The sequence below is a fragment of the Photobacterium ganghwense genome, from assembly GCF_017329545.1.
GTDB classification, from domain to species: Bacteria; Pseudomonadota; Gammaproteobacteria; order Enterobacterales; family Vibrionaceae; genus Photobacterium; species Photobacterium ganghwense.
Window position 1 is genome coordinate 2,768,852 of record NZ_CP071325.1, and the last position, 20,800, is coordinate 2,789,651.

At 57.0% G+C, this 20,800-nt stretch carries 10 protein-coding genes; all 10 read right to left on the reverse strand.

Annotation, left to right across the window (positions count from 1 at the left end; all coding sequences use genetic code 11):
- Positions 1 to 105: 105 nt before the first annotated feature.
- Positions 106 to 1,752: an amino acid adenylation domain-containing protein gene (locus tag FH974_RS12600; protein ID WP_169776052.1), complete on the reverse strand. Its 1,647-nt coding sequence runs from the start codon at positions 1,750 to 1,752 to the stop codon at positions 106 to 108.
- Complete coding sequence (locus FH974_RS12605; protein ID WP_047886555.1) at positions 1,745 to 8,365, reverse strand: non-ribosomal peptide synthetase; 6,621 nt, start codon at positions 8,363 to 8,365, stop codon at positions 1,745 to 1,747. The genes FH974_RS12600 and FH974_RS12605 overlap by 8 nt, the downstream gene beginning before the upstream one ends.
- Positions 8,366 to 8,412: 47 nt before the next feature.
- Positions 8,413 to 9,207: a 2,3-dihydro-2,3-dihydroxybenzoate dehydrogenase gene (gene dhbA, locus FH974_RS12610; RefSeq protein WP_242551831.1), complete on the reverse strand. Its 795-nt coding sequence runs from the start codon at positions 9,205 to 9,207 to the stop codon at positions 8,413 to 8,415.
- Positions 9,207 to 12,464, reverse strand: coding sequence for a non-ribosomal peptide synthetase (locus FH974_RS12615; protein ID WP_047886554.1), 3,258 nt, complete (start codon positions 12,462 to 12,464; stop codon positions 9,207 to 9,209). Before FH974_RS12615 ends, dhbA begins: the two co-directional genes overlap by 1 nt.
- Positions 12,461 to 13,411 carry an isochorismatase gene (locus tag FH974_RS12620; RefSeq protein ID WP_047886553.1) on the reverse strand — a complete coding sequence of 317 codons (951 nt, stop codon included), beginning with the start codon at positions 13,409 to 13,411 and terminating at the stop codon, positions 12,461 to 12,463. Before FH974_RS12620 ends, FH974_RS12615 begins: the two co-directional genes overlap by 4 nt.
- The gene (locus FH974_RS12625) at positions 13,408 to 15,135 is read right to left on the reverse strand and encodes a (2,3-dihydroxybenzoyl)adenylate synthase (protein WP_047886552.1); all 1,728 of its coding nucleotides are present in this window, start codon (positions 15,133 to 15,135) and stop codon (positions 13,408 to 13,410) included. The genes FH974_RS12620 and FH974_RS12625 overlap by 4 nt, the downstream gene beginning before the upstream one ends.
- Positions 15,132 to 16,406, reverse strand: coding sequence for an isochorismate synthase (locus FH974_RS12630; RefSeq protein ID WP_207103319.1), 1,275 nt, complete (start codon positions 16,404 to 16,406; stop codon positions 15,132 to 15,134). The genes FH974_RS12625 and FH974_RS12630 overlap by 4 nt, the downstream gene beginning before the upstream one ends.
- 190 nt (positions 16,407 to 16,596) lie before the next feature.
- Positions 16,597 to 18,537 (reverse strand): TonB-dependent receptor domain-containing protein, encoded by a 1,941-nt coding sequence (locus FH974_RS12635; protein ID WP_047886550.1) that lies wholly within the window; start codon positions 18,535 to 18,537, stop codon positions 16,597 to 16,599.
- Positions 18,538 to 18,716: 179 nt separating this feature from the next.
- The gene (locus tag FH974_RS12640; protein ID WP_047886549.1) at positions 18,717 to 19,961 is read right to left on the reverse strand and encodes an MFS transporter; all 1,245 of its coding nucleotides are present in this window, start codon (positions 19,959 to 19,961) and stop codon (positions 18,717 to 18,719) included.
- Positions 19,962 to 20,033: 72 nt separating this feature from the next.
- Positions 20,034 to 20,741: a 4'-phosphopantetheinyl transferase family protein gene (locus FH974_RS12645; RefSeq protein WP_053061906.1), complete on the reverse strand. Its 708-nt coding sequence runs from the start codon at positions 20,739 to 20,741 to the stop codon at positions 20,034 to 20,036.
- Between the last annotated feature and the right edge of the window lie 59 nt (positions 20,742 to 20,800).

Here is a 20,800-nt window from a genome sequence, read left to right on the forward strand (position 1 = left end):
CTTACCACTGGTTGCCACGCTAAACAAAAAACCGCCTTTCGGCGGTTTTTTTGTCAGTTAAGTTTATTTGTCGGTTAAAGACAAGAGAGGAATACCAATCCGTCGCTAACCGGCCACCAGCCGCTTACGATCGACCTTACCGCTGGCGGTTTTCGGCAGACTGTTCAGCCACACGAACCGTCCCGGAATCATGTAGCCCGGCAAGTGTGCCGCCAGTGCCTTACGCAGCTGTAGACGCGTCATACCTTGTGAGCGAAGCATTCCTTGTGAGCGAGTCACTTCTTGCGAAATTGGTGCCCCAGCCTGAGCATCCTGCTCCAGATACGCCACCAGCATCGCCTGCTCACCTTCGCCTTCCAACCTGACGGCTGCATCACTGACACCATCCAGCTCGCGCAGCCGGGCTTCGATCTCCCCCAGCTCAATCCGGTAGCCGCGCAGCTTAACCTGATCATCCAGCCGTCCCAGATACTGATAGCGATCGTCCGCCAGCCGCCGGACTTTATCACCGGTGCGGTAATAACGCCGCCCGTCTGCACGAACCACAAACTGCGCCGCGGTCAAATCCGCCCGCTGCCAGTAACCATCACTCAGGGCATCACCATAAATGCACAGTTCCCCTTCCAGCCCTTCGCCCACCGGTGACGCTGTTTCATCCAGTACCAGATGGCCATACCCGGCCAGACTCTGACCGATGGTGATCGGCTGCCCCGGCTGCACGGTCGACATCAGTGACCAGACCGTGGCTTCCGTGGGTCCGTAACAGTTCCAGAGCACCTCGCAGCGCGAATGCAGCTGCTGCGCTAATCCGCTGTCCAGCGCTTCCCCGCCGGTCAGCGCGGTCAGCCCGGATTGGCCTTGCCAGCCGGTGTTTACCAGCATCCGCCAGAAGGTCGGCGTGGCCTGCAATACATTCACAGACGGGTGCTGCGCCAGCGTAGCCGCGACAGCATGAGGATCTTTATGTGCTTCGCTATCGGTCAGCAACAAACGGCCGCCCACCAGCAAGGGGGCAAAAATCTCCAGCATCGAGATATCAAACGCGATAGTGGTGATCAGCAGCCAGTGACAACGGGCATCCAATTCCAGTCTGGCAACCGCGGCACACAGGAAGGTTGCCAGCGCCTGATGACTGATAACGACCCCTTTCGGTTTGCCGGTTGAGCCGGACGTGAACATCATATAAGCCGTGGTATCGGGCCTCAGCTTCGGGCTGAGTGTCAGAGCCCCCACACCACCCTGCTGCGTCCGATGTCGCGTCTGTTCTTTATTGTCATCCAAGCTAACAACCGGGCAGCGAAATCCGATAGCTGCTGGCACTTCACTGCCAGCCTTATTGCCAGTTTCATGACCAGCCTCCAGCACCGCATCCAGCTGCGCTTCCTCAGCAATATCCCGTAGCCGCCCCGCCGGAAACAACGGATCGAGTGGGACAAATGCCATGCCGGAAAACAGACAGGCCAGTAACGAGGCAATCAGAGTGGGCGTTCGCTCCAGGTGGATCCCGACGCGGCATCCCGCCGTCAGGCCCGCCTGCGTCAGGCGCTGCTTTACCCGTGCCGTATCAGCCAGCAGATCACGGTAGCTGAGCGATGCATCGCCAAAGTCGATGGCCATCCGTCCGGACTCGGCCGCCCCGTTCAGGGCGGCCTCCAGCATAGTTGCAAGATCACGTGAAGATATAGAATCACGTGAAGAAACACGCGCGCACCAAGACGCGGACAGAGCGTTTGTCTGATCCAGATTAGGCATCGGCCACCTCCCGTTCAGGCTGCTGAGCATATGCTTCGCTCAATGCCCGGCACATCACTGCCGGTGTGGCATGCTGATACAGTTCTGCCAGAGTCACGGCCTGCTTCTGCCCCTGCTGACTCAGCGCCTGGTTCAGACGCTGCACCAGCGCAATCGCCCCCAGAGAATCAATCCCCAGTGCACACAACGGCTGGTGCCAGTACGCGCTGTCCGGCGTGACCGTCAGTGAAGTACTCTGCTGCCACACCTGACTGACCAACTGGCTAATAGCCGGTGGCCAAGGCCCATCAAGAGATGCCGGATCTGCCTTCGCATGATGCTCACTGTTCAAACATTGCGGCTCAGCCACAGATGCCAGCGGGGTCAGTGGCAACACTTGCTGCGGATCAGCAGCAATCACCGCTAACAGCTCATCCTGCCAACGCATCAGCACCTCGCGGGCGCGAGCTGGCTCGACCTGCTGCCCGTCAAATTCAAAGCGCAGCGACAGCTGGCCGCCAACCTCATTGACCACCAGGCTGAGCGGAATTTCCACCTTTTCAAAAGCCGGTCCGAACTCCGGTTGCAGTACAGCACGGAGATTATTGACGGGTTGTTCGATGGGTGTCATCTCTTGCTCTGGGGCCTTCTGCTCTGAGGCTTCCGGTCGAGGGTAGTTCTCGTAAACAAACACGCTGTCAAACAGTCGTCCGCGTCCGGCTTGTAGTGCGATCAATGACTGCGTGGCGTGCTGGTTCAGCGCCATGGTCTCACTTTGCAGCCCGGCAAGTTGCACGGCCAATGGCTGCGACTCCTGCCAGGTCATCATCAGCGGCAACGTATTGATATAGAGCCCGACGCTGGCGGTGATCCCGTCAACCGGCGCATCACGCCCCGGCACCACATTCCCAACTATGGTGGTCGGCTGGTCACTTAACGGCTGACCGGTAGCACGGGCCACCAGACGGTGCCAGGCAAACTGCGCTACCGTGCTGTGAGTGACCCCAGCCTGACGGGCAAAATGCACCAGAGCAGCCTGCGCCTCCGGCGACAGTGCCGTTTTGACCACCTCGGGTTGCTGTTGGTAAGGGGACGCCGCAAAACCATGACCAAACAACAATGTCAGATCATTGGCTTTTGCTGTCGCCAGCGACTTCTCAGCCCAGAAGGCTGCCGTGTCGGCCTGCTGCCTGAAGGCATACTCAGCATGGGCCAGATACGCCTGATCGACCGGCAGCACAGCGGATTCCTCGATATGCTCGCTCTCAGACAAGGATTCATACGCCTGATGAAGCGCCGCAAACAGACGCGGGCCACTCCAGCCGTCAATCACCGCGTGGTGGCAGCTGAAGATCACCTGAATATCATCGTCCGCCAGACGGAAACAGCGCACGCGTAACAGCGCCTCGCCTTGCAGCGGGATTCCCTGCTGGCGATCCTGCGTGCAGTATGCGGCAATCACCGCCTGCGGATCAGCTTCATCGGTCAGATCCACCACGTCAAACGGCAGTACACACTGACGCTGCACCACCTGAATCAATGGGTTTGCCTCGCCAAACGGCCCGCTTAATACCGTCCGCAATGCCGGATAAGCGCTGACGACCGCATGCCATGCCTGCCGGTAACGGGTCAGATCCAGTGGCTGTTGGTATCGGATCGGGGTTTGCAGCAGATACGCTTCATCGTCAGGGCAACGCTGCTGATGGGCAAACATGCTTTGCTGCAGCGAAGACGCCGGTAGCAACGCGTCGATATCAAACCGTTCTGACAACGCATCCAGCTCTGGCTGGGTCAATGTGACCAACGGGTGATCTGACGGCGTCGACTGCCTGCCGTGAGTCACGGTGTGCTGCTCACAGTAACGGATCACGGCCAGCAGGTTGGCTTTAAATGCCGCCATAAACTGCTCACTCAGAGCCTGCTCCAGAACCCCGACCTGACGCATTGTCAGTTGTCCTTCATAGATCCCGCCATGCAGGCTGATCAGCTCAGCCCCCGGGTTCAGCGGTGAAGCCGTTTGCCCCGGTATCACCGGCAGAGGACGCCACGGTTCCGGTTGCAGCCCTTGCTTGCGGGTCTGACGCCCTAGGTAGTTAAAGACCACTGGCGAGAACGTCAGCTGCGCGCCCTGTGGATGGTAGCTACGCAGCGCATTGAAGCCGATGCCATTATCCGGAACCTGCCGCAGCGCCTCTTTGGTGTGCTTGATCGTCTCCGCCAGCGAAGGCTGCACGGCAACGGTACACGGATAGGTACTGGTAAACCAGCCGACGGTACGGCTGACATCGAGCTGCTCGGCAATGTCCTCGCGGCCATGCCCTTCCAGCATCACGGTCGATTGCTCGCCCCAGCCCAGTTCATTGAACGTCATACCCAGAGCCGCAAGCAGCAGATCGCGCACCTCTGTGGTAAAGGCACTGTTTGCCTTACCGACCAGACGTTCAGTCTCGCTCTCATCCAGTTCCAGCATCGCCTGGCTCGGAATCACCTTGCCATCACTGTCACGGTTCAGTTGATTTGGTAACGCGCAGTAGCGGGCATCGCTAGCGGACTCACAACGTGACTGAGCCGCCTCAAGCTGGCTGTGCCAATAGTCAAACTGTTCCGGATGACGATCAGCATAGGCTTTCAGGGCATCGCCCCACTGGCGATAGCTGGAGGTTTTCGCCGGCAGCGGCAGCCCCTGATACAAACGCTGCAGATCTTCGGCCAGAATACGCCAGGAAACCGCATCCACCACCCAGTGATGCAGCGCAAGGAACAGTCCAGTCTGGGGCTCTGCGCCTTGCTCGGACTGAGCCTTTGGCAACGGCAAATGACGCACCCGCGCCCAGGCCATTACCGGCCCGTTGACGAGATCGAACTGCGATTGCAGCGTCGTCAGCGCATCATACAGTTCGCTTTCGGTCATGTTCGCCGCATCCAGTTCCACCAGTTCCGGTACTGTCACCGACGCCTGATAACGCTGGCGGCGCGTGCCATTGTCGTCCGTTACCCGCAGACGCAAGGCATCGTGGTGAGCCAGCAGTTGGGCCATCATGCTGGTCAGCCGGGCAGAATCTACCTCAGGAATAGCCAGTACCACCGCCTGATTCCAGTGCGCCGGACGGGCAAAAGGCTGAGCATCGAACCAGCGCTGGATCGGATGCAAATCAAACGTACCGGCCAGTTGTCCCTTCTCGGCATCAACCGCCCGTTCATGCTGCGAATGGGCTGCCAGCGTCCGGCACAACTTACGCACGGTTTTCGCTTCAAACACATCTTTGACGGTGCAGGCAAAGCCCGCATCACGCAGCCGAGTGTTGAGCTGAATGCTGAGGATCGAATCCCCGCCGAGACGGAAAAAGTCATCTTCAACACCCAGTTCGGTGTTAAGCACCTCGCGCCAAATCGCCAGTACCTCAGCTTCAAGGTCATTATCAGGCTGAGCACCGTCTCCGGTTACAAGCTGGCGAGCCGGTAACCGGCTGATATCCAGTTTGCCGTTTACGGTCAGTGGCAGCTCATCCAGCACAATGAGTTCTACCGGCACCATATATTCCGGCAGAATACGGGCTGCGGCCGCCAAAATTTGCCCCGGTTCGACACGTCCAGCCGGTGAGGTATGTGGCATCATCTCAGACACTGATTCCACCGTGGCATAGGCCACCAGCTGGCGCTGCACGCCTTCACCGGCCACGATCACTCGAACCTGATGGAGCTGCGGCGCAACTTTCGCAATCTGATTTTCAATTTCAGCCAGCTCAATCCGGTAACCGCGCAGTTTTACCTGCTGGTCAATCCGGCCCAGGTACTCCACTTCGCCGTTATTGAGCCAGCGTGCTTTATCACCGGTGCGATAACAGCGAACGGTCTGCCCGGCAATCTCCCGCGTGACAAACACATTCGCGGTCAGCGCTGGCTGGTTAAGGTAACCCCGTGCCAGCCCCCTGCCAGCCAGGCACAACTCACCGGCCACGCCCACCGGACAAAGCTGTCCTTGTTCATCCAAAATCACGGCCTGGGTATTCTCAACCGGATGGCCAATGGTCACCGGCTCTCCCGGTTGCAACTCTTTGACCAGCGCGGTCACAGTGAACTCGGTCGGGCCATACATGTTCAGCAGGCGCAGTTTGCCCTGCCAGCTGGCGGGCAGATTGGCCGGGCACGCTTCGCCGCCAAATGCCACCGTTTTGAGTGAGGTCAGCGGACGAGGAGCCATGGCCGCAAACAGCGCGGTCGAGCTGATCATATGCGTCGCACCGTGCGCTTCGGCCTGCTCCAGCAGGGTGTCATCCGGCTCGCCAAGCACCAGTTTCGATCCGGCAAACAATGGCAGTATCGCCGTCATGTTACCGGCATCAAATGCCAGCGACATCGGGTTAAACATCACGCTGGCGGATGTCATGTGCAAACGGGCAGTATGGTCGGTCAGTACGTTCGTAAATGCGCCATGTTCCACTTCCACCCCTTTTGGCAGACCGGTCGAGCCCGAGGTGTAGATCACGTAAGCAAGATCTTGCGCCGTCACCGTGATTGCCGGTGCCGTCGCAGCGGTCTGGGCCAGCCTCGCCGCCGTTGCCGCTTCCGTCACATTGACTACCTGGCATCCGGTCAGCCCCGGATGCGCCTCAGCAAACTGCGCATCCGGCGCAATGACCACCGCCAGTTGGGCGTCGTCAACCAAGTGCTGTAACCGTGCCGTCGGGTAAGCGGGATCCAGCGGGACATAACTCATTCCCGCTTTCCAGGCGGCCAGCGCAGCAACCGCATACTGGGTCGTGCGACTCGCGACCACCCCGATTTTCTGCTCGGCAGACGATTCATCGGTCATGTGCGCCAGTAGATACTGCGCCAGGCGGTTGGCGGCCTGATCCAGCGCCTGATAAGTAATCGTCCTGTCGCTGCCGGTCACCGCCGGTTGTGCCGGATACGCTGCGGCATGGCGGCTGATTTGCTCATGGATCCGCAGAGCATCCGTCACGGCCGCAGAATCACCAGGTAATTCACCAGTAACCAACGCACTAGTAGCCAACTCACTAGTAACCATTTCACCAGCAGCCATGGGCTCACCATTAGCCATAGCCAGACTGGCCAGCGCCTTGCCGATTCGGGCCTGATGCTGGCGGTCTACCATCGGCAGCTCCATCACCGGCGATTGCGGTTCAGCCAGAATGCCATCCAGCAGCATCAGGAACATCTCGGCGAAACGGGCTACCGTCTGGTGCTTAAACACCCCTTTGCTGTAGAGCCATTCCAGCCGGACACCGTCTACCAACTCAGTAACCTTAAGCGACAAATCGGTTTTCGCCGGCAACACCGGAGACGGCTCTTCCACTGCACCACAACCGGGGATCAGATCGTTGAAATCCACCTTGGCCTGATAAACCAGCATGATCTGGAAAATCGGGTTAAGCGCCGTGGTACGGTCGGCTCCGATGGCTTCGCTCAGGGCTTCAAAGCGGAACAGCTGATGGTCAAACGCGGCCAGATCCTGCTCACGGCAGTAACGCAGGTACTCGGCGAAGGTCAGGCTGTCATCCAGCTGAGTACGTAACACAATGGTGTTGACGAAAAAACCCACCACATCTTCGATGTCAGCGCGCTCGCGATAAGCCAGCGGCGTCCCGATCACCACATCCCTGTCGCCGCCCAGACGGGCCATCAGCAGTGAGAACACCGCGTGCAGGCCGATAAAATACGAGGTGCTATGTTGCTGGCACAAACGCTGGAACTGCTGCCATTGCGGCAACGGAATGGATGAAAACACCAGTGCGCCATCATTGTTGTGGCTGGCCGGGCGCGGTTTGTCGAGCGGCAGGGCATGCACTTCCGGGATACCTTTCAGGCGCTCCACCCAAAACGGGCGGAACTCTTCGTGGTAGTCACGGAAGGCCGGAGAGTTGAGCCAGTGGGCATAGTCGATATAGTTGACCGCCGTCGGTGTTATCGGTTGCGGCTGGCTATTCTGATAGGCAAGAAAGGCCTGCTTGAAATCGGCAAACATATTTTTCACCGACCAGCCATCAGAAATAATATGGTGCTGGGTGAGCATCAGCAGGTGCTCTTCTTCACCCAACCGGACCAGCTCCACCCGGGTTAGCTCGCCTTTTTCCAGATCAAATGGGCGATAAATATCTTCCTCGACCATTTTCACCAGTGCCTGCTCGCGCTCGGCATGCGCCAGATGAGACAGGTCATGATGAGTGACCGCCAGCTCAGCCTGCGCGGCAATATGTTGTTCACCTTTGCCCTGGCTATTGCGCACAAACCGGGTACGCAGGCTGGCGTGTTTGGACACCAGCGCCGAGAAGGCGTATTCCAGCGCGGCGACATCCAGCTTGCCGGTCAGGCGAAAATGCACCGGCATGTTGTACAGATGCGAGTTATCTTCGTACTGCTCAATAAACCAGAGGCCACTCTGGGAGAAAGAAAGCGGCCCGGAGGCCGCCTGTTGTACGGGGATCGGTTGTTCGTACGCCTGGCGGGCGTGCAGACAGCGAATGATGGCGTCTTTGTTGTCTCGGATCTGTTGCCCGATTTCCGGTGTCAGCGCCTGCTTGCTGCACTGGGAAGTCAGCTGACCTTTCTCATTCAGGGCCAGCCGGATCCCTTTGCGCTCAAGGTCTGCCAGTAATGAAATCATGTCTGTCATGATGTTTTCCTGTGTCGTGTTTTGCTGTATCGCTGATGTGCGCCTGCTCAGGCGTTAAGAATCGCGCCGCCATCCACCACAATGTCCTGCATGGTGACATGGCTGGCCAGATCCGACGCCAGGAAAACCACCACCTGAGCGATCTCTTCCGGCCGGGCAATTTTGCCCAGCGGAATCCCCAATTTGAACTGCTCCTGGAAACCGGCAATGGTGAGCTGCTCGGCATCGTCGCTGTGCCACAAAGATCGCTGCATCCGGGTATCGGTTGACCCCGGTGACACCACATTGCAACGCACACCGTAAGGAGCCAGCTCAAGGGCTGCACAATTGGCCAGACTGGTCAGCGCCGCTTTCGAAGCACAGTACGCGGTCATGTGAAGACGCGGAATATGCGCAGCATTGGAGCTGACGGTGACCACCGCTCCGTGACGCTGCGGCTTGAACACCGGGATCAGTTGCTGCAATAGGTAAAACACCCCGGAGGCATTGACGTTGATACAGGTGTGCCAGTCATCAACGGTCAGCTCTTCGGTTTGCCCCATTCGCAGGATCCCGGCCACGTTCGCCAGCACATCGATCACTGGCTCCGCGGCCAGAATGGTCTGTGCGACCTGACTGACTGCAGCCGGATCACTGATATCTACCTCATAAGTGGCAAACGGATGGCTGATACCCTCGTCGCGTGCGGCACTGAAATCAATGTCCAGCCCCATCACCCGGGCACCCAGACGATGGAAGCTCATCGCCACCTCATGACCGATCCCGCGCGCAGCACCGGTCACCCATACGACTTTGTTCTCGAACTGACCGGTAAAGGTCATTGCGGTTTGTTGTTCTGCCATCACCACACCATCTCCACTTCATCTTCACTTTGTTGCTGCATCTCGTCGAGATAGCGGCAGAAATCACTCAATACCGGGCGGTCAAACACGTCTGACACCTTGATGCTGACTTCAAACTCCGAGCCAAGACGGTTCACGATCTGGATGGTCTGCAACGACTGGCCACCCAGTTCAAAGAAGTTATCCTGCGAGTCAATTGAGCCCACCCCGAGGATCTGCTGCCAGATCGCACCGACCCGGTTCTCCGTTTCGCTGGCCAGCACCTGTCCGGTGCTGTCTTGCTGATAGCCCGCTAGCAAGGCTTTACGATCCACCTTGTTACTGCCGGTTTTCGGCAACGACGGGAAAAAGCGGAAATCGGTCGGGATCATCGCTGGCGGCAGGCTTTCCTGCAGGGCTTTCTTGATAGCTAGGGCATTAAAGCGGTCATACTGCTCACCGGCGACAAACGCCACCAGACGACGAAGACCGTTATCAAACACCATTCCCTGCACGCAGGCTTCTTCAATGCCGGTCAGCGCCAGCAGATGGGATTCCACTTCGCCCGGCTGAATCCGGTAGCCACTGATTTTGAATTCGTTATCGATCCGTCCCAGATACACCAGCTGGCCGTGTTCCAGCGTGACCCGATCGCCGGTGCGATAAACCCGGCGCAACTCATCGCCGACCTGCAAGGTCGAAAATGCCGGGTGGTTCTGGCCCAGATAACCGTCTGCCAGGGTGGCCCCCATGATGACCAGCTCGCCGGTCGCCGCCGGACAAGACTGGCTGTCGAGCACCAGCACATCAACACCGGGCAGTGGCAGGCCAATCGGTAACTGGCTGTGCTCGCCGCGGAAGTGTTGCAGGTCAGTGCAGGTCGCCACGACCGTGGTTTCTGTCGGACCGTAGGTGTTAAACAGGTGAATACCGTTTGCCAGGCCAGTACCGGCAGAACCAGCCGCCTGTCTCGCGTTCTGTACCGCTTTCTGCCACTGCGCCAGCGGCTCGGGATACACGGCTTCCCCCCCGATGATCACACCACGGAGTGTGCCTGGCAGGGAGGCAGTGCCTGCTTGCAAACTGACTACCCACTCGTTCCAGAAGGCCGTCGGCAGATCCAGCACTGAAATCGTTGCCGCCTGCACCGAATCGGAGAAGGTTGCCATCGACTCCAGCATAGCGTCGGTACGCAGCACCAGCGTCGCTCCCTGACTCAGGGCGACAAAGATTTCTTCAATGCTGGCATCGAAGTTGAACGGGGCAAACTGCAGCACGCGATCAGCTGCGGTGACACCGTAGGTTGCCGCCGCTGCGGCCACGAAATGGTTCATCGCATGATGACTGATGGCCACGCCTTTCGGCTGGCCGGTCGACCCGGAAGTGAACATGATGTACGCCAGCTCAGATGCTGCAGGTTCGGTGAACGCACTTCCTTCATTGAAAAAACAGGTTGTATCAGAAGGGCCAGATTCAACTAACCCCGCAGACTGTAGGTGCCCCGCCAGCTGAATCGTGACCGGCAGTACTGACAGACGGTGCTGATACTGGGCCTCGGTGATCACAGTGCGGATCCCGGCCTGACTGACGATGCTGCTCTGGCGCTCAATTGGCTGGTCCGGATCCAGCGGTACATACACCGCCCCGCTCAGCATGACGGCCAGCACAGTGGTGATACACGGCAGCGAACGGCTCAGCGCAACGCCAACTTTCTCTCCCTCGCTGATTCCCTGTGCCCGCAACGTACCGGCCGCAGCCTCGGCTTTTTCTACCAGCACCTGATAGGTCAGTGACTCCCCCTCTTGCTCAACGGCAATTGCGGTCGGGTGTTCAGTCGCATGACGCCGAATCTCGGCCAGGACTGAGATGGCTGCCGGGCGCCGCGGCTCTCCAGGAATCAACGCAGCAAGCCGTGCCTGCGCGTGCAGGCCACCCAGCAGCGAGGCCGTCGTTTGGGTCGGTTCAGTCAGCCAGGTAGCCATCAGGGTCAACAGTTCCTGTTGTAGCCCCGCCAGCTGACCTTTTTCGTACACCGCCGGGTTAGCGTCAAAGTCAACCACCGGCAGTCCTTCTGATTTACAGTGCAGCTCAATGGTCAAATCTTCCACCGGCCCCGCACTGAGGTTCAGGGTATCGGCCGCCAGATTGCCGTACTGCAACGGGTGATCAAACGGCATGATGTTAACCAGTGCGCCGTATAACCGCTGGCTGCCGCCGACCCGGTTCAGGTCACGGCGTAGATCTTCATAGCGATAATGCTGGAAACGGCGCATTTTCTTTTTGTGTGCCGCGACCTTGCGCGCCACACTCAGCAGGTCATCCTCATCGGAGACCTCAACCACCAGCGGCACAATGTTCATTTGCATGCTTGGCACCGTCAGGGACTTCGATCCCAGCCGGTTCATCACCATCATACCCAGCACCACCTGCTCGCTGTTGCCGTTACTATTGCCGTTACTGGTGATATTGCTGTTGGCACCATTGTGGCTGACAGCCGTGTTGTACTGACGCAGATGGGTACAGAGCGCGGCAAGGAAAATATCCGCCCAGGTCAGCTGATGCTGGTCCGCCAGCGTCTGGCACTGCTGCCACAGGCTGTCACTGAAGGTGGTGCTCTGCCGATGGAACCGGGCGGCTATCGGGGCTATCTCGGTACTGTACGACGACGGTGCAGTATTCCCTGCCAGCGTTTCCAGCCAGAACTGACGGGCTTTGTCATACGCCCCGGAATCGCGGCGCTGCTGATCTTCGTCCAGTACCGCGCTGAAACTGCCGAATGGCGACGGGGTGACCATCTGTCCTTGCACCAACAGCGAATAAACCTCGGCAATCCGCTGGAACATCAGGGTTGTACCAAAGCCGTCCAGCGCAATGTGATGGACACAGTTGTAGAGATAGTCATGCTGCTGCCCACGAAGCAGGGCAAAACGACACGGCAGTTGCTGTTCCAGATCGAACGCCAGTGTCATATCTTCTTCAGCCCAGCGACGCACTGCCGCAATCTCCTCGGCTTTGCTTCCCGCTTCCGAAGACAGCTCCACCACATCAAATGCCACCGGCTCAGAGGCGGCAATGCGATACGGCTGTTCGTTTTCACTACGGTAATAGCAGGACAGGCATTCGCTTTCTGCCACTGCCTGACGCACCGCCGCTGCCAACTTTTCGGCATCCACCTTCCCTTCAAACACGATGCACTCAGCGGTGTTGAACAGGGCTTTGTCTTCATTCAGGGTATGGCCCAGCCACAAGCCGTGCTGGGCAGTATTCAGGGCGATCATGCCACCGCCTCCTTTTGCCCGCGTTGTGGTGCCAATGCGGGCGTGTTCTGCAATGCCTCTGCCAGCAGAGCCCACCAGTGGTTAAACGTAGGCTCCTCCGCCAGCTGCACAAAGTTGAGCACAATCCCGTGCTTACGCCATTCGGTGATCAATGACATGATCTGCACCGAATCCAGACCGTAATCGACCAAGTTTTCATCCGGATCAAACTCGTTGACGTCTTCTTCCACCAGGCCGGCAATGCGCGCCAGCAGGCCGCTGCGGGTCAGAACAGCAGGCAGGTCATCCTGCTGGTCATCGATAAGTTGAGGCTGTTGAGGCTCTCCAATCAAGGCGGCGGTAGACACCACCATCCCGGCCCGTCCGGCCACATAGCGCAGCGCCATTTCATGCTCTTCCAGTGAAAAATCAGCAATGGCGTCCCCCACCATGAACGGTTTGATATCACGCATAAAGGCATCCACCGCCGTCATCAGGCAGCCGATGTGGCCATAGATCCCGCCAATCAGCAGCTGATCCCGACCCAGCTCTTTGAGCATGTGCTCCAGCGGCGAACGCTGAAACGCCGAGTAACGCCACTTGTCGAGGACGGTATCGCCGGCTTCCGGCGCCAGCGCCTCAACCACTTGTTGTAGCTCAGGAGACTTGTTCAGGCCCGGGCCCCACATGTCGTTGAGCAGGGCACGATCTGCCATGTTCTGCTCTTTCGGCTGGGCGGTGTAAATCACCGGAATACCGTTGGCTTTGCAAAAACGCTTCAGGGCAACCAGATTACTCAGCAAGGTCTGCATCAGCGCGCTGTCACGCTCATAGAAACTGACAAAGTACTCTTGCATGTCGTGGATCAGAAAAGCCGCTTTCTCCGGCGCAAATGCCCACTCGACTTTATTGGCAGGAAACGCCTCGGCAGCTGGCATGGTGTAAGTCGGCAATGATGGGATAGTCATGATAAAACGTCCTTTTCTGGCTGAGGCTGTAACTGGGCGTGAACTTGGTCGGCGATCTGCTGACGCAGGGCTTTTTTGTCAATTTTGCCGACATGGGTCATCGGCATGGCATCGACGGTTTCGATGCGATCGGGCAGCTTGTAGTCGGCGATACCGCATGCCCGCAGATGCTTTCGAATCGCAATGGTTTTGAGTTTGGGGTTAGTGGTAACGATAAAGGCACAGCTTTTCTCACCCATCACCGGATCCGGCATCGCCACCAGCGCGGCCTGAGTGATTTCCGGCAGGGCCAGCAGCTGGTTTTCGATCTCTTCCGCCGCAACTTTCTCGCCGCCACGATTAATCTGATCTTTGTCACGACCAACCACCATCAGGTAGCCGTCGTCAGTCATCACCACCACGTCGCCGGAGCGGTAGAAGCCATCCTGATCAAACGCGGTTTGGTTATGTTCGGGGCTGTTGTAGTACCCGCGGAAGGTATAAGGGCCACGGGTCAGCAGCGCACCGGGGGTGCCTCGCGGCACATCCTGACCGTTTTCGTCAACGATGCGGATTTCGTCATCTTCGCTGATAGGCCGCCCTTGGGTATTGAGCACATGCCATTCGCTGTCGTCGAAGCGGGTGTAGTTCACCAGCCCTTCGGCCATGCCGAAGACCTGCTGCAACTGACAGCCCAGTTCCGGCTGAATACGGCGAGCCAGACTCTCCCCGAGCCGGGCACCACCAACCTGCAGAAACTGCAGACTTGCCAATTCTGAGCCATCATCGGCCGCGGCCTGTAGCCACAATGTAACCGCCGGCGGCACCAGAGAGGTCATGGTGACCTGATGGCGTTTGATCAGCGGGAAGCAGGTCATCGGACTAGGCTCCGGTGCCAGTACCACGGTGCCTCCGGCATAGAACACCCCCAGCGCTCCCGGAGAGCTCAGGGTAAAGTTATGCGGCACCGGTAATGCACAGAGGAAAACCGAGTCGCGGTCCAGCAGGCAAATCTCGGCACTGGCTCGCACGCTGTAGTAGTAGTCATTGTGAGTACGTGGAATGAGTTTCGGCGTACCGGTACTGCCGCCGGATAACTGGAAGAAGGCAACTTCAGAGGCATCCAGCTCAGGCCATGAGCGGAGGGCGTCATTGTGGCCATGTGTTGTACTACCAGACACGGTATTGTCAGACACAATATGAGTCGCGGTCAGTTCACCTTTGATAGCCGCAGCCAGCGAGTGGCCCAAAGGCGCCTCATCAGAAGTCTCACCGTCCACCAGCCAGTGCTGCAGCGAAGGATACTGCTGGCTGAGCGCCTGTGGATACTCATTGTCGGCGAACAAGCTGTGGCGGGAAGACACCACCGCCAGCGTCGGCTGAATTTGCCCGGCATACGCCGACAGCTCGTGGCGGTTATGGCTGAACAACGCATTCACCGGCACCACGCCCAGTTTCATCAGGGCAAAAAAGACAATGTAGAACTCTGCCACATTTGGCAGGTGCACCAGGGCGGTATCCCCCGGTTTTACGCCCAGCTGCAGCAGCGAATCCGCCAATCGGGCAGCGTCCAGCTCCAACTGGCGATACGTCCAGCTGCGCTCGCCGCAAATCAGCGCCCGGTGTTCCGCGCGCTCACTCTGATGACGGATAAGGATGTCGGTCATCGGCACATCGGTCCAATAGCCTTTCTCCCGATATGAAGCGGCAATCTCGGCCGGCCAGGGGGTATACGCAATGCTCATGCGACCACCTGTTCGCCCAGTCCGAAGGCATTGAGCATGGTGCCCAATTTAGCCTCGGTTTCGGCCCACTCCGCCTGCGGACAGGACGCATTGACAATACCGGCCCCGGCAAACAACCGTACGGAGTTGTTAAACACCTTGCCACAGCGGATGGTCACCGCCCACTCACCGTTCCCCTGGGAGTCACACCAGCCCACCATGCCGGTGAACATGCCGCGCTCGTACGGCTCCAGCTCTTTAATCGCATCACGGGACAAGTTAAACGGGAAACCGCACACCGCGGGGGTCGGATGCAGCAGGCAGGCCAGTTGCAGCACATTGTAGCTGGCCTTGTTACTAGAGTTGTTGTTGGCATTAAGGCTGGCTTGGCCGCTGGCTGACTGAGTTGCTGGTTCCTGATTCTCACAGACGTTGAGCTGCCCCTCGATACGAGTCGACAGATGCCACATCGCGGGGGTATGAATCAGTGACGGGCCGGCCGGGACGTCGAGCTCACGGCAATATGGCGCTAGCTGCTGGGCGATCTCGTCTATCACCAGCCGGTGCTCGTAGAGATCTTTTTGCGAATGAAGCAGCGCTTGGCTGATTTGCTCATCCGCGTCTTTACTAGCCTGACGCTTCGCTGAACCCGCCAGTGGATTAGACAGAATGTGGTTTCCTTCCTGGCGAATCAGCAGCTCAGGGCTGGCGCCCAGCAATACGGACTGATCCGGCTGCGGAACAGAAAAGTGGAACCCCTGCGGGTTTTGGCTGATCAGCCGGGCAAGAATATCGTGGGCCGAAACCGTGTCGCTCAGCTCGATATTAAGGACCCGAGACAACACGGCTTTCTCCAGACGGGTGTGATGGAACTTCTCTACCGCCTGAGCGACTGCGTGTTTGAACACCGATTCTTCCGGCTCACTGCGGGTCGACAAGACGTGGAATGGCTTGGCCCGAGCCGCGTCAGATTGCCCGCTGACCATCACCGGATTGTGTTCGGTCACTTCAACCTGTTCGGGAATATAAAGGCAAGAAGGCTCGGAGACATCAAACGGAATCGAACCGATAAGAATAGGATTTTCGATGCCGCGGGCTTTTGCCTCGGCAAATTGCTGCGAAATGACCTGCTGGAATTCGCTGTGCGGGTGTTCGCCGTTAATGGCGGGGGTGGTAATCCGCTGGCTAATTCCCCGTCCTCTGACGGTCCGGTAGGCGGAGGAGAAAAAAAGGTCACTGTCGGGTGAGAATACCGGATTCAGTGACTGATTCTCACTTTGCGCGTGTTGCATGTCACAACTCCCTTTTTACGCAAGACAAAGTGCAGCTTACTGGGGACAGTAAACCGGCTGTTTGTGCTTTGACGTTGGCTTTTGACGTTAGGTTTTAATTGTTAGAAAGTGACGTCACATTGCTGGTCGTAAGGAAAGAAAGAGCCAACTCCGTTGGCTCTTTCGGTGTCAGTCGTGCTGACCATTGTTATTAGAAGTCGTAGGAAATCCCTGCGTACACACTGCGGGCTTTCAGGATGTAATCAAGCTGTGTCGCGGTATCGTCCCGCTCTTCATCAGTCAGGTTGGTGACGCCCAACTTCAGGTTCAGGTTCTTGATGGCTTCGTAGCGGGCACCCAGATCCAGTGTGCCGTACCCATCCAGTTTTTCACCCGAACGTACATACTGAGAACCGGTGTACTGATAAGACGTGTAGGCATGCAGGTTATCCAGCGCCTGCCAGTCAATCTGAACATTCGCCGTATGTTTCGGAGTCAGGATCAGATCTTTCTTCGTGTTTTTGTCTTCAGCACTGGTGTACATGTAGTTTGCCGACACAGTGATCGTGTCGGTAAGATCAAACCATGCCATGGTTTCCACGCCTTTAACTTCAGCTTCATCTACGTTGAAGTAGCTCAGCTCAGTTTTCACGCGATCCCAGTTCTCTGCCTGAATCATGTCCTCAATGTCGTTTTCGAACAGGGTCAGACCGGCACCCCAGCGACTAGCTTCGTAGCTGGTGCCCAGCTCATAGCTCAGAGAGGTTTCCGCTTTCAGGTTCGGGTTACCGACCACGCTACAGGCACCACGACAGGCCAGCACGGAGTAAGCATCACTGTACTGGTTCAGGCTTGGTGCTTTGAAGGCTTTACCCACACCACCTTTCACAACCCAGTTGTCGTTGATTTTGTACACCGCATACGCACGTGGGCTGAATTCGCCACCGTAGACTTCGTGGTCGTCAAATCGGCCACCCAGCGTGATCGCCAGATCTCCCAGAGAGAATTCATCCTGCAGGTAGACCGCTGCCTGGTTATAGCTCACCGAGCCACTGCCCAGCGTCAGGTTATTCTTGAGCTTGATGTCACGGTACTCCGCCCCGCCGGTCAGCAGGTGATCACCAACATAGCCCGACAACTGCACGTCAACCGTGTTGTTGGTCTGTTTGATGTCACCCACGGCACCATTCAGCTCAGAGTCATCCATCAGCTTGGACTCATCAAAGCTGTAGCGCAGACGGGAATCAAAGTTTTCCCAGTAGCCATTGTGAGTCAGGGCAACGTTATAACGCTCCAGCTCCTGCACATTGTTCACGGCACGGCCCCAGTTATTCCAGTCCGCATCACGATCATCTTTGCTGTACAGCAGATCCAGGTCGATATCCTGCTGCTGGTTCACCAGCCATTTCAGGTTTGAGAAAATGTTCAGCTCATCGCGTTCTTCCAGAACATCCGTATCCGGGTTAACGGATTTGTTGGTACGCCAGGCATCACGATCGCTTTTTTCAACAATCAGGTTCGCCAGCAGGGTGTCAGGAACCAGCGCACCGCTCACATAAGCGTTCAGCTTGTGGGTATCTCCACCGGAACCTTTGGTAATACCGTCATATTGGTAACCCACTGAACCCTGCACATCTTCTGTCGGCTTACGCAGGATCACGTTAACCACCCCGCCCAGCGCATCCGCACCATAAAGGGATGACATCGGGCCACGAATCACCTCGATACGCTCAACCGCAGACATCGGGATGCTGGACAGGTCAAAATCATTACCGTAGGCACTGGTCAGTGCATCACGGGAGTTAATACGACGACCATTTACCAGCAGTAGCGTGTAATCTGCCGCCAGGCCACGGATTTTGATTTCATTTCGGCCGTAAGACGTACCCGGGTTAATGTTGATACCTGGCAGCTTGCGGATCGCTTCTGCGACATCGTTGACCACCAACTGATCCAGATCTTCACGGGTGACATAAGACACAGAGGCTGGTGCTGTCAGCTCCGGGTGCGCCGTTTGACTCGCCGTCACCACCATCACTTCATCGGTGGCGCTCTCTGCCATCGCTGTAAATGATGAAACCAGGCCCAATACGCACAAGGCGCGGTTTAAACGAGTTAGCTTGATAACACTATCCCCTTGATGCTGATACATTTTCACACTCCATTACGAACAATGGCGCAAATGATAATTATTGTTATTTTCATCGTCAACAAGGAATCTACACTTTCATGCACTTTTTTGACATGCGTGTAAATTATTGACGCATATTAGTAACAGCTTGACTGGGGTTTTTCAGACTGAGGAGTGAAGATGAGGGTTGCCCCGGGGAATTACCCCGGAGCGTGTTGTGAAGCCTGCGACTGTTTCAACGCAGGAATGAACCAGCAGGCAAGCAGAGGAACGGTTAACGCAGAAACCATGGTCAAGGCGGCCAGTGTATCCAGCCCCAGCAACTGATGATCTTTGCCGGACACCAAATACAGCGAACTCATTACACTTGCCGCGCCGGCTGCCAGATTGGACATGGTTGACTGATACGTCATGAACGCGGCCCGAAACTGTGGCGGCGGAACCCGCGAAGTAAAGGCGGCCAGCACCGCACTGCGCGCCGAACTCGATGCCATAAACAGAATGAAAATCAGATATACCAGCTTGTCGGCGCCTTCACTGACAAAGCCGTAATACACCACTACAGCCACCACCGCGCTGAGGCCGAACAGCGCAGTTTGGCCAAGGCCTTTATCCATCATCCGGCCGGAGTAACGCATGGCAACAATGCTCATCAGACCACCCAGCAAATACAGATAGCTGATTTCATCGCGCGGGAACCCCAGATTGAACTGGAAGTACGTTGACAGGTTTGGCACCAACAGGAAATGGCCGAACAAGCTGACCGCCATCATGCCCATCGCGAGCAAGAACGGCGTAGACCAAATCATTGCCGACAGCCCAGATGCTCTCGCGCCATTCGTTGCTGTTGTCGTTGTTGTTGGTAACGGGGAGTGAGGTTGCAGCGAAGGCATGTACAGCTGTACTGCCATTGCCATCATCAGGCCCATTGCGCCAAACAGGAAGAACGTTGACTGCCAGCTCAGCCATTGGGACATCTGCAAAGAGACCGGAACGATAATGATCGCTGCCAGTGAAAAGCCACTGGCGACAAAAGCCATCGCCCTTCCCCGCTCGGCGACCTGAGTCACATCAATGACCGCCGCCATAATCAGTCCGCTCAGTGGACCAGAGAAACATCCTGCCGCGACAAACAACAGCAGTAACTGCTCCGGGGTGGCCGCAAAACCGCAGATCAAAATCAGTACTGAACGGAGGAAAAGAAACAGGGTCAGCGCCGAGCGCCGGTCATAGCGATCAAGAAGCGGAGCCAACAGAAAACCGACAATCGCCGAGCCCAATGTGGCTCCACCACTGATGTAGCCGATGTGCTCACCCTGAAAACCGATGTCCCGCACCAGATCCGGGCCAAGCGGCATAACCATCATCAGGGTACCGACAGAGAGCATGTTAATCAGCAAAGCAAGCCGTAAAACAGACTTGGAATTCAGCGTGTTATTGTCCATAACGACACTACCAGTAAGAAAAAAGGCGATTGTAGCGACCTTCACTCCAAATCACAATAATGATAATTATTATCAATCGAAATATTCTGAGCGAGTAAAGGTGAGCACTGACTCCCCCATCATCTGGTAATACACTTTGCCTTTTCGCCCGGAGGGCAACGTTGCCGCCAGTTCGCACTTCAGCTCAAAATGGAGCCATTGCTCATCCAGGTGGGTAAACGCCACTTCCAGAAAGTCAAAATAACGCTGTACCTGAGGATACAACGCTTTAAAAATGCTCTCTTTGGCAGAGAAAATCAGTGTCATCAGGACACAATCATCCATCCCCTGCGTACTGAGCCTTCGCCCTTCTTCAGGGTCAGTCACCACTCCTGCCATTCCGGCAACGAGCTCTGGTGCAATCAATCGTTCAATATCCAGCCCAACACCGCAGCGATCATGAGTTTGATGGCTGATCACACAGGCCGCCAACTGGTCATGATGACTGATACTGCCGACAATGCCATGCGGCCAGATTGGCGCTCGATTCGGCCCAATTGCCACATCCTGAGACTGGATGCCTCTCTGCTCCAGCAATGTGCGCGCCAGAAAACGCCCGGCCAGAAACTCAGCCTGGCGTTTAGCCACCGCTGTTTTAACAGGCTCAGGCGCCGATATCGAGAGTTGCCGGAACAACTCGTCAGAAAAATGACCTAACTCGAAACGACCAACCAGCATAGCAAGATCGTCATCAGGCAGGAAAACGGACTCAACCTCGTGAATAAATGCCGAATCATCCATGTGAATACAACACTCTATTAAACGATAATAACTCGCATTATCGTAATAATAGAATTGCA

What these genes read in the sequence shown, in the direction of transcription:
- FH974_RS12600 (WP_169776052.1), bottom strand. Translation starts at nt 1,752, where the DNA reads ATGCCTAATCTGGATCAGACAAACGCTCTGTCCGCGTCTTGGTGCGCG.
- FH974_RS12605 (WP_047886555.1), bottom strand. Translation starts at nt 8,365, where the DNA reads ATGACAGACATGATTTCATTACTGGCAGACCTTGAGCGCAAAGGGATC.
- dhbA (WP_242551831.1), bottom strand. Translation starts at nt 9,207, where the DNA reads ATGGCAGAACAACAAACCGCAATGACCTTTACCGGTCAGTTCGAGAAC.
- FH974_RS12615 (WP_047886554.1), bottom strand. Translation starts at nt 12,464, where the DNA reads ATGATCGCCCTGAATACTGCCCAGCACGGCTTGTGGCTGGGCCATACC.
- FH974_RS12620 (WP_047886553.1), bottom strand. Translation starts at nt 13,411, where the DNA reads ATGACTATCCCATCATTGCCGACTTACACCATGCCAGCTGCCGAGGCG.
- FH974_RS12625 (WP_047886552.1), bottom strand. Translation starts at nt 15,135, where the DNA reads ATGAGCATTGCGTATACCCCCTGGCCGGCCGAGATTGCCGCTTCATAT.
- FH974_RS12630 (WP_207103319.1), bottom strand. Translation starts at nt 16,406, where the DNA reads ATGCAACACGCGCAAAGTGAGAATCAGTCACTGAATCCGGTATTCTCA.
- FH974_RS12635 (WP_047886550.1), bottom strand. Translation starts at nt 18,537, where the DNA reads ATGTATCAGCATCAAGGGGATAGTGTTATCAAGCTAACTCGTTTAAAC.
- FH974_RS12640 (WP_047886549.1), bottom strand. Translation starts at nt 19,961, where the DNA reads ATGGACAATAACACGCTGAATTCCAAGTCTGTTTTACGGCTTGCTTTG.
- FH974_RS12645 (WP_053061906.1), bottom strand. Translation starts at nt 20,741, where the DNA reads ATGGATGATTCGGCATTTATTCACGAGGTTGAGTCCGTTTTCCTGCCT.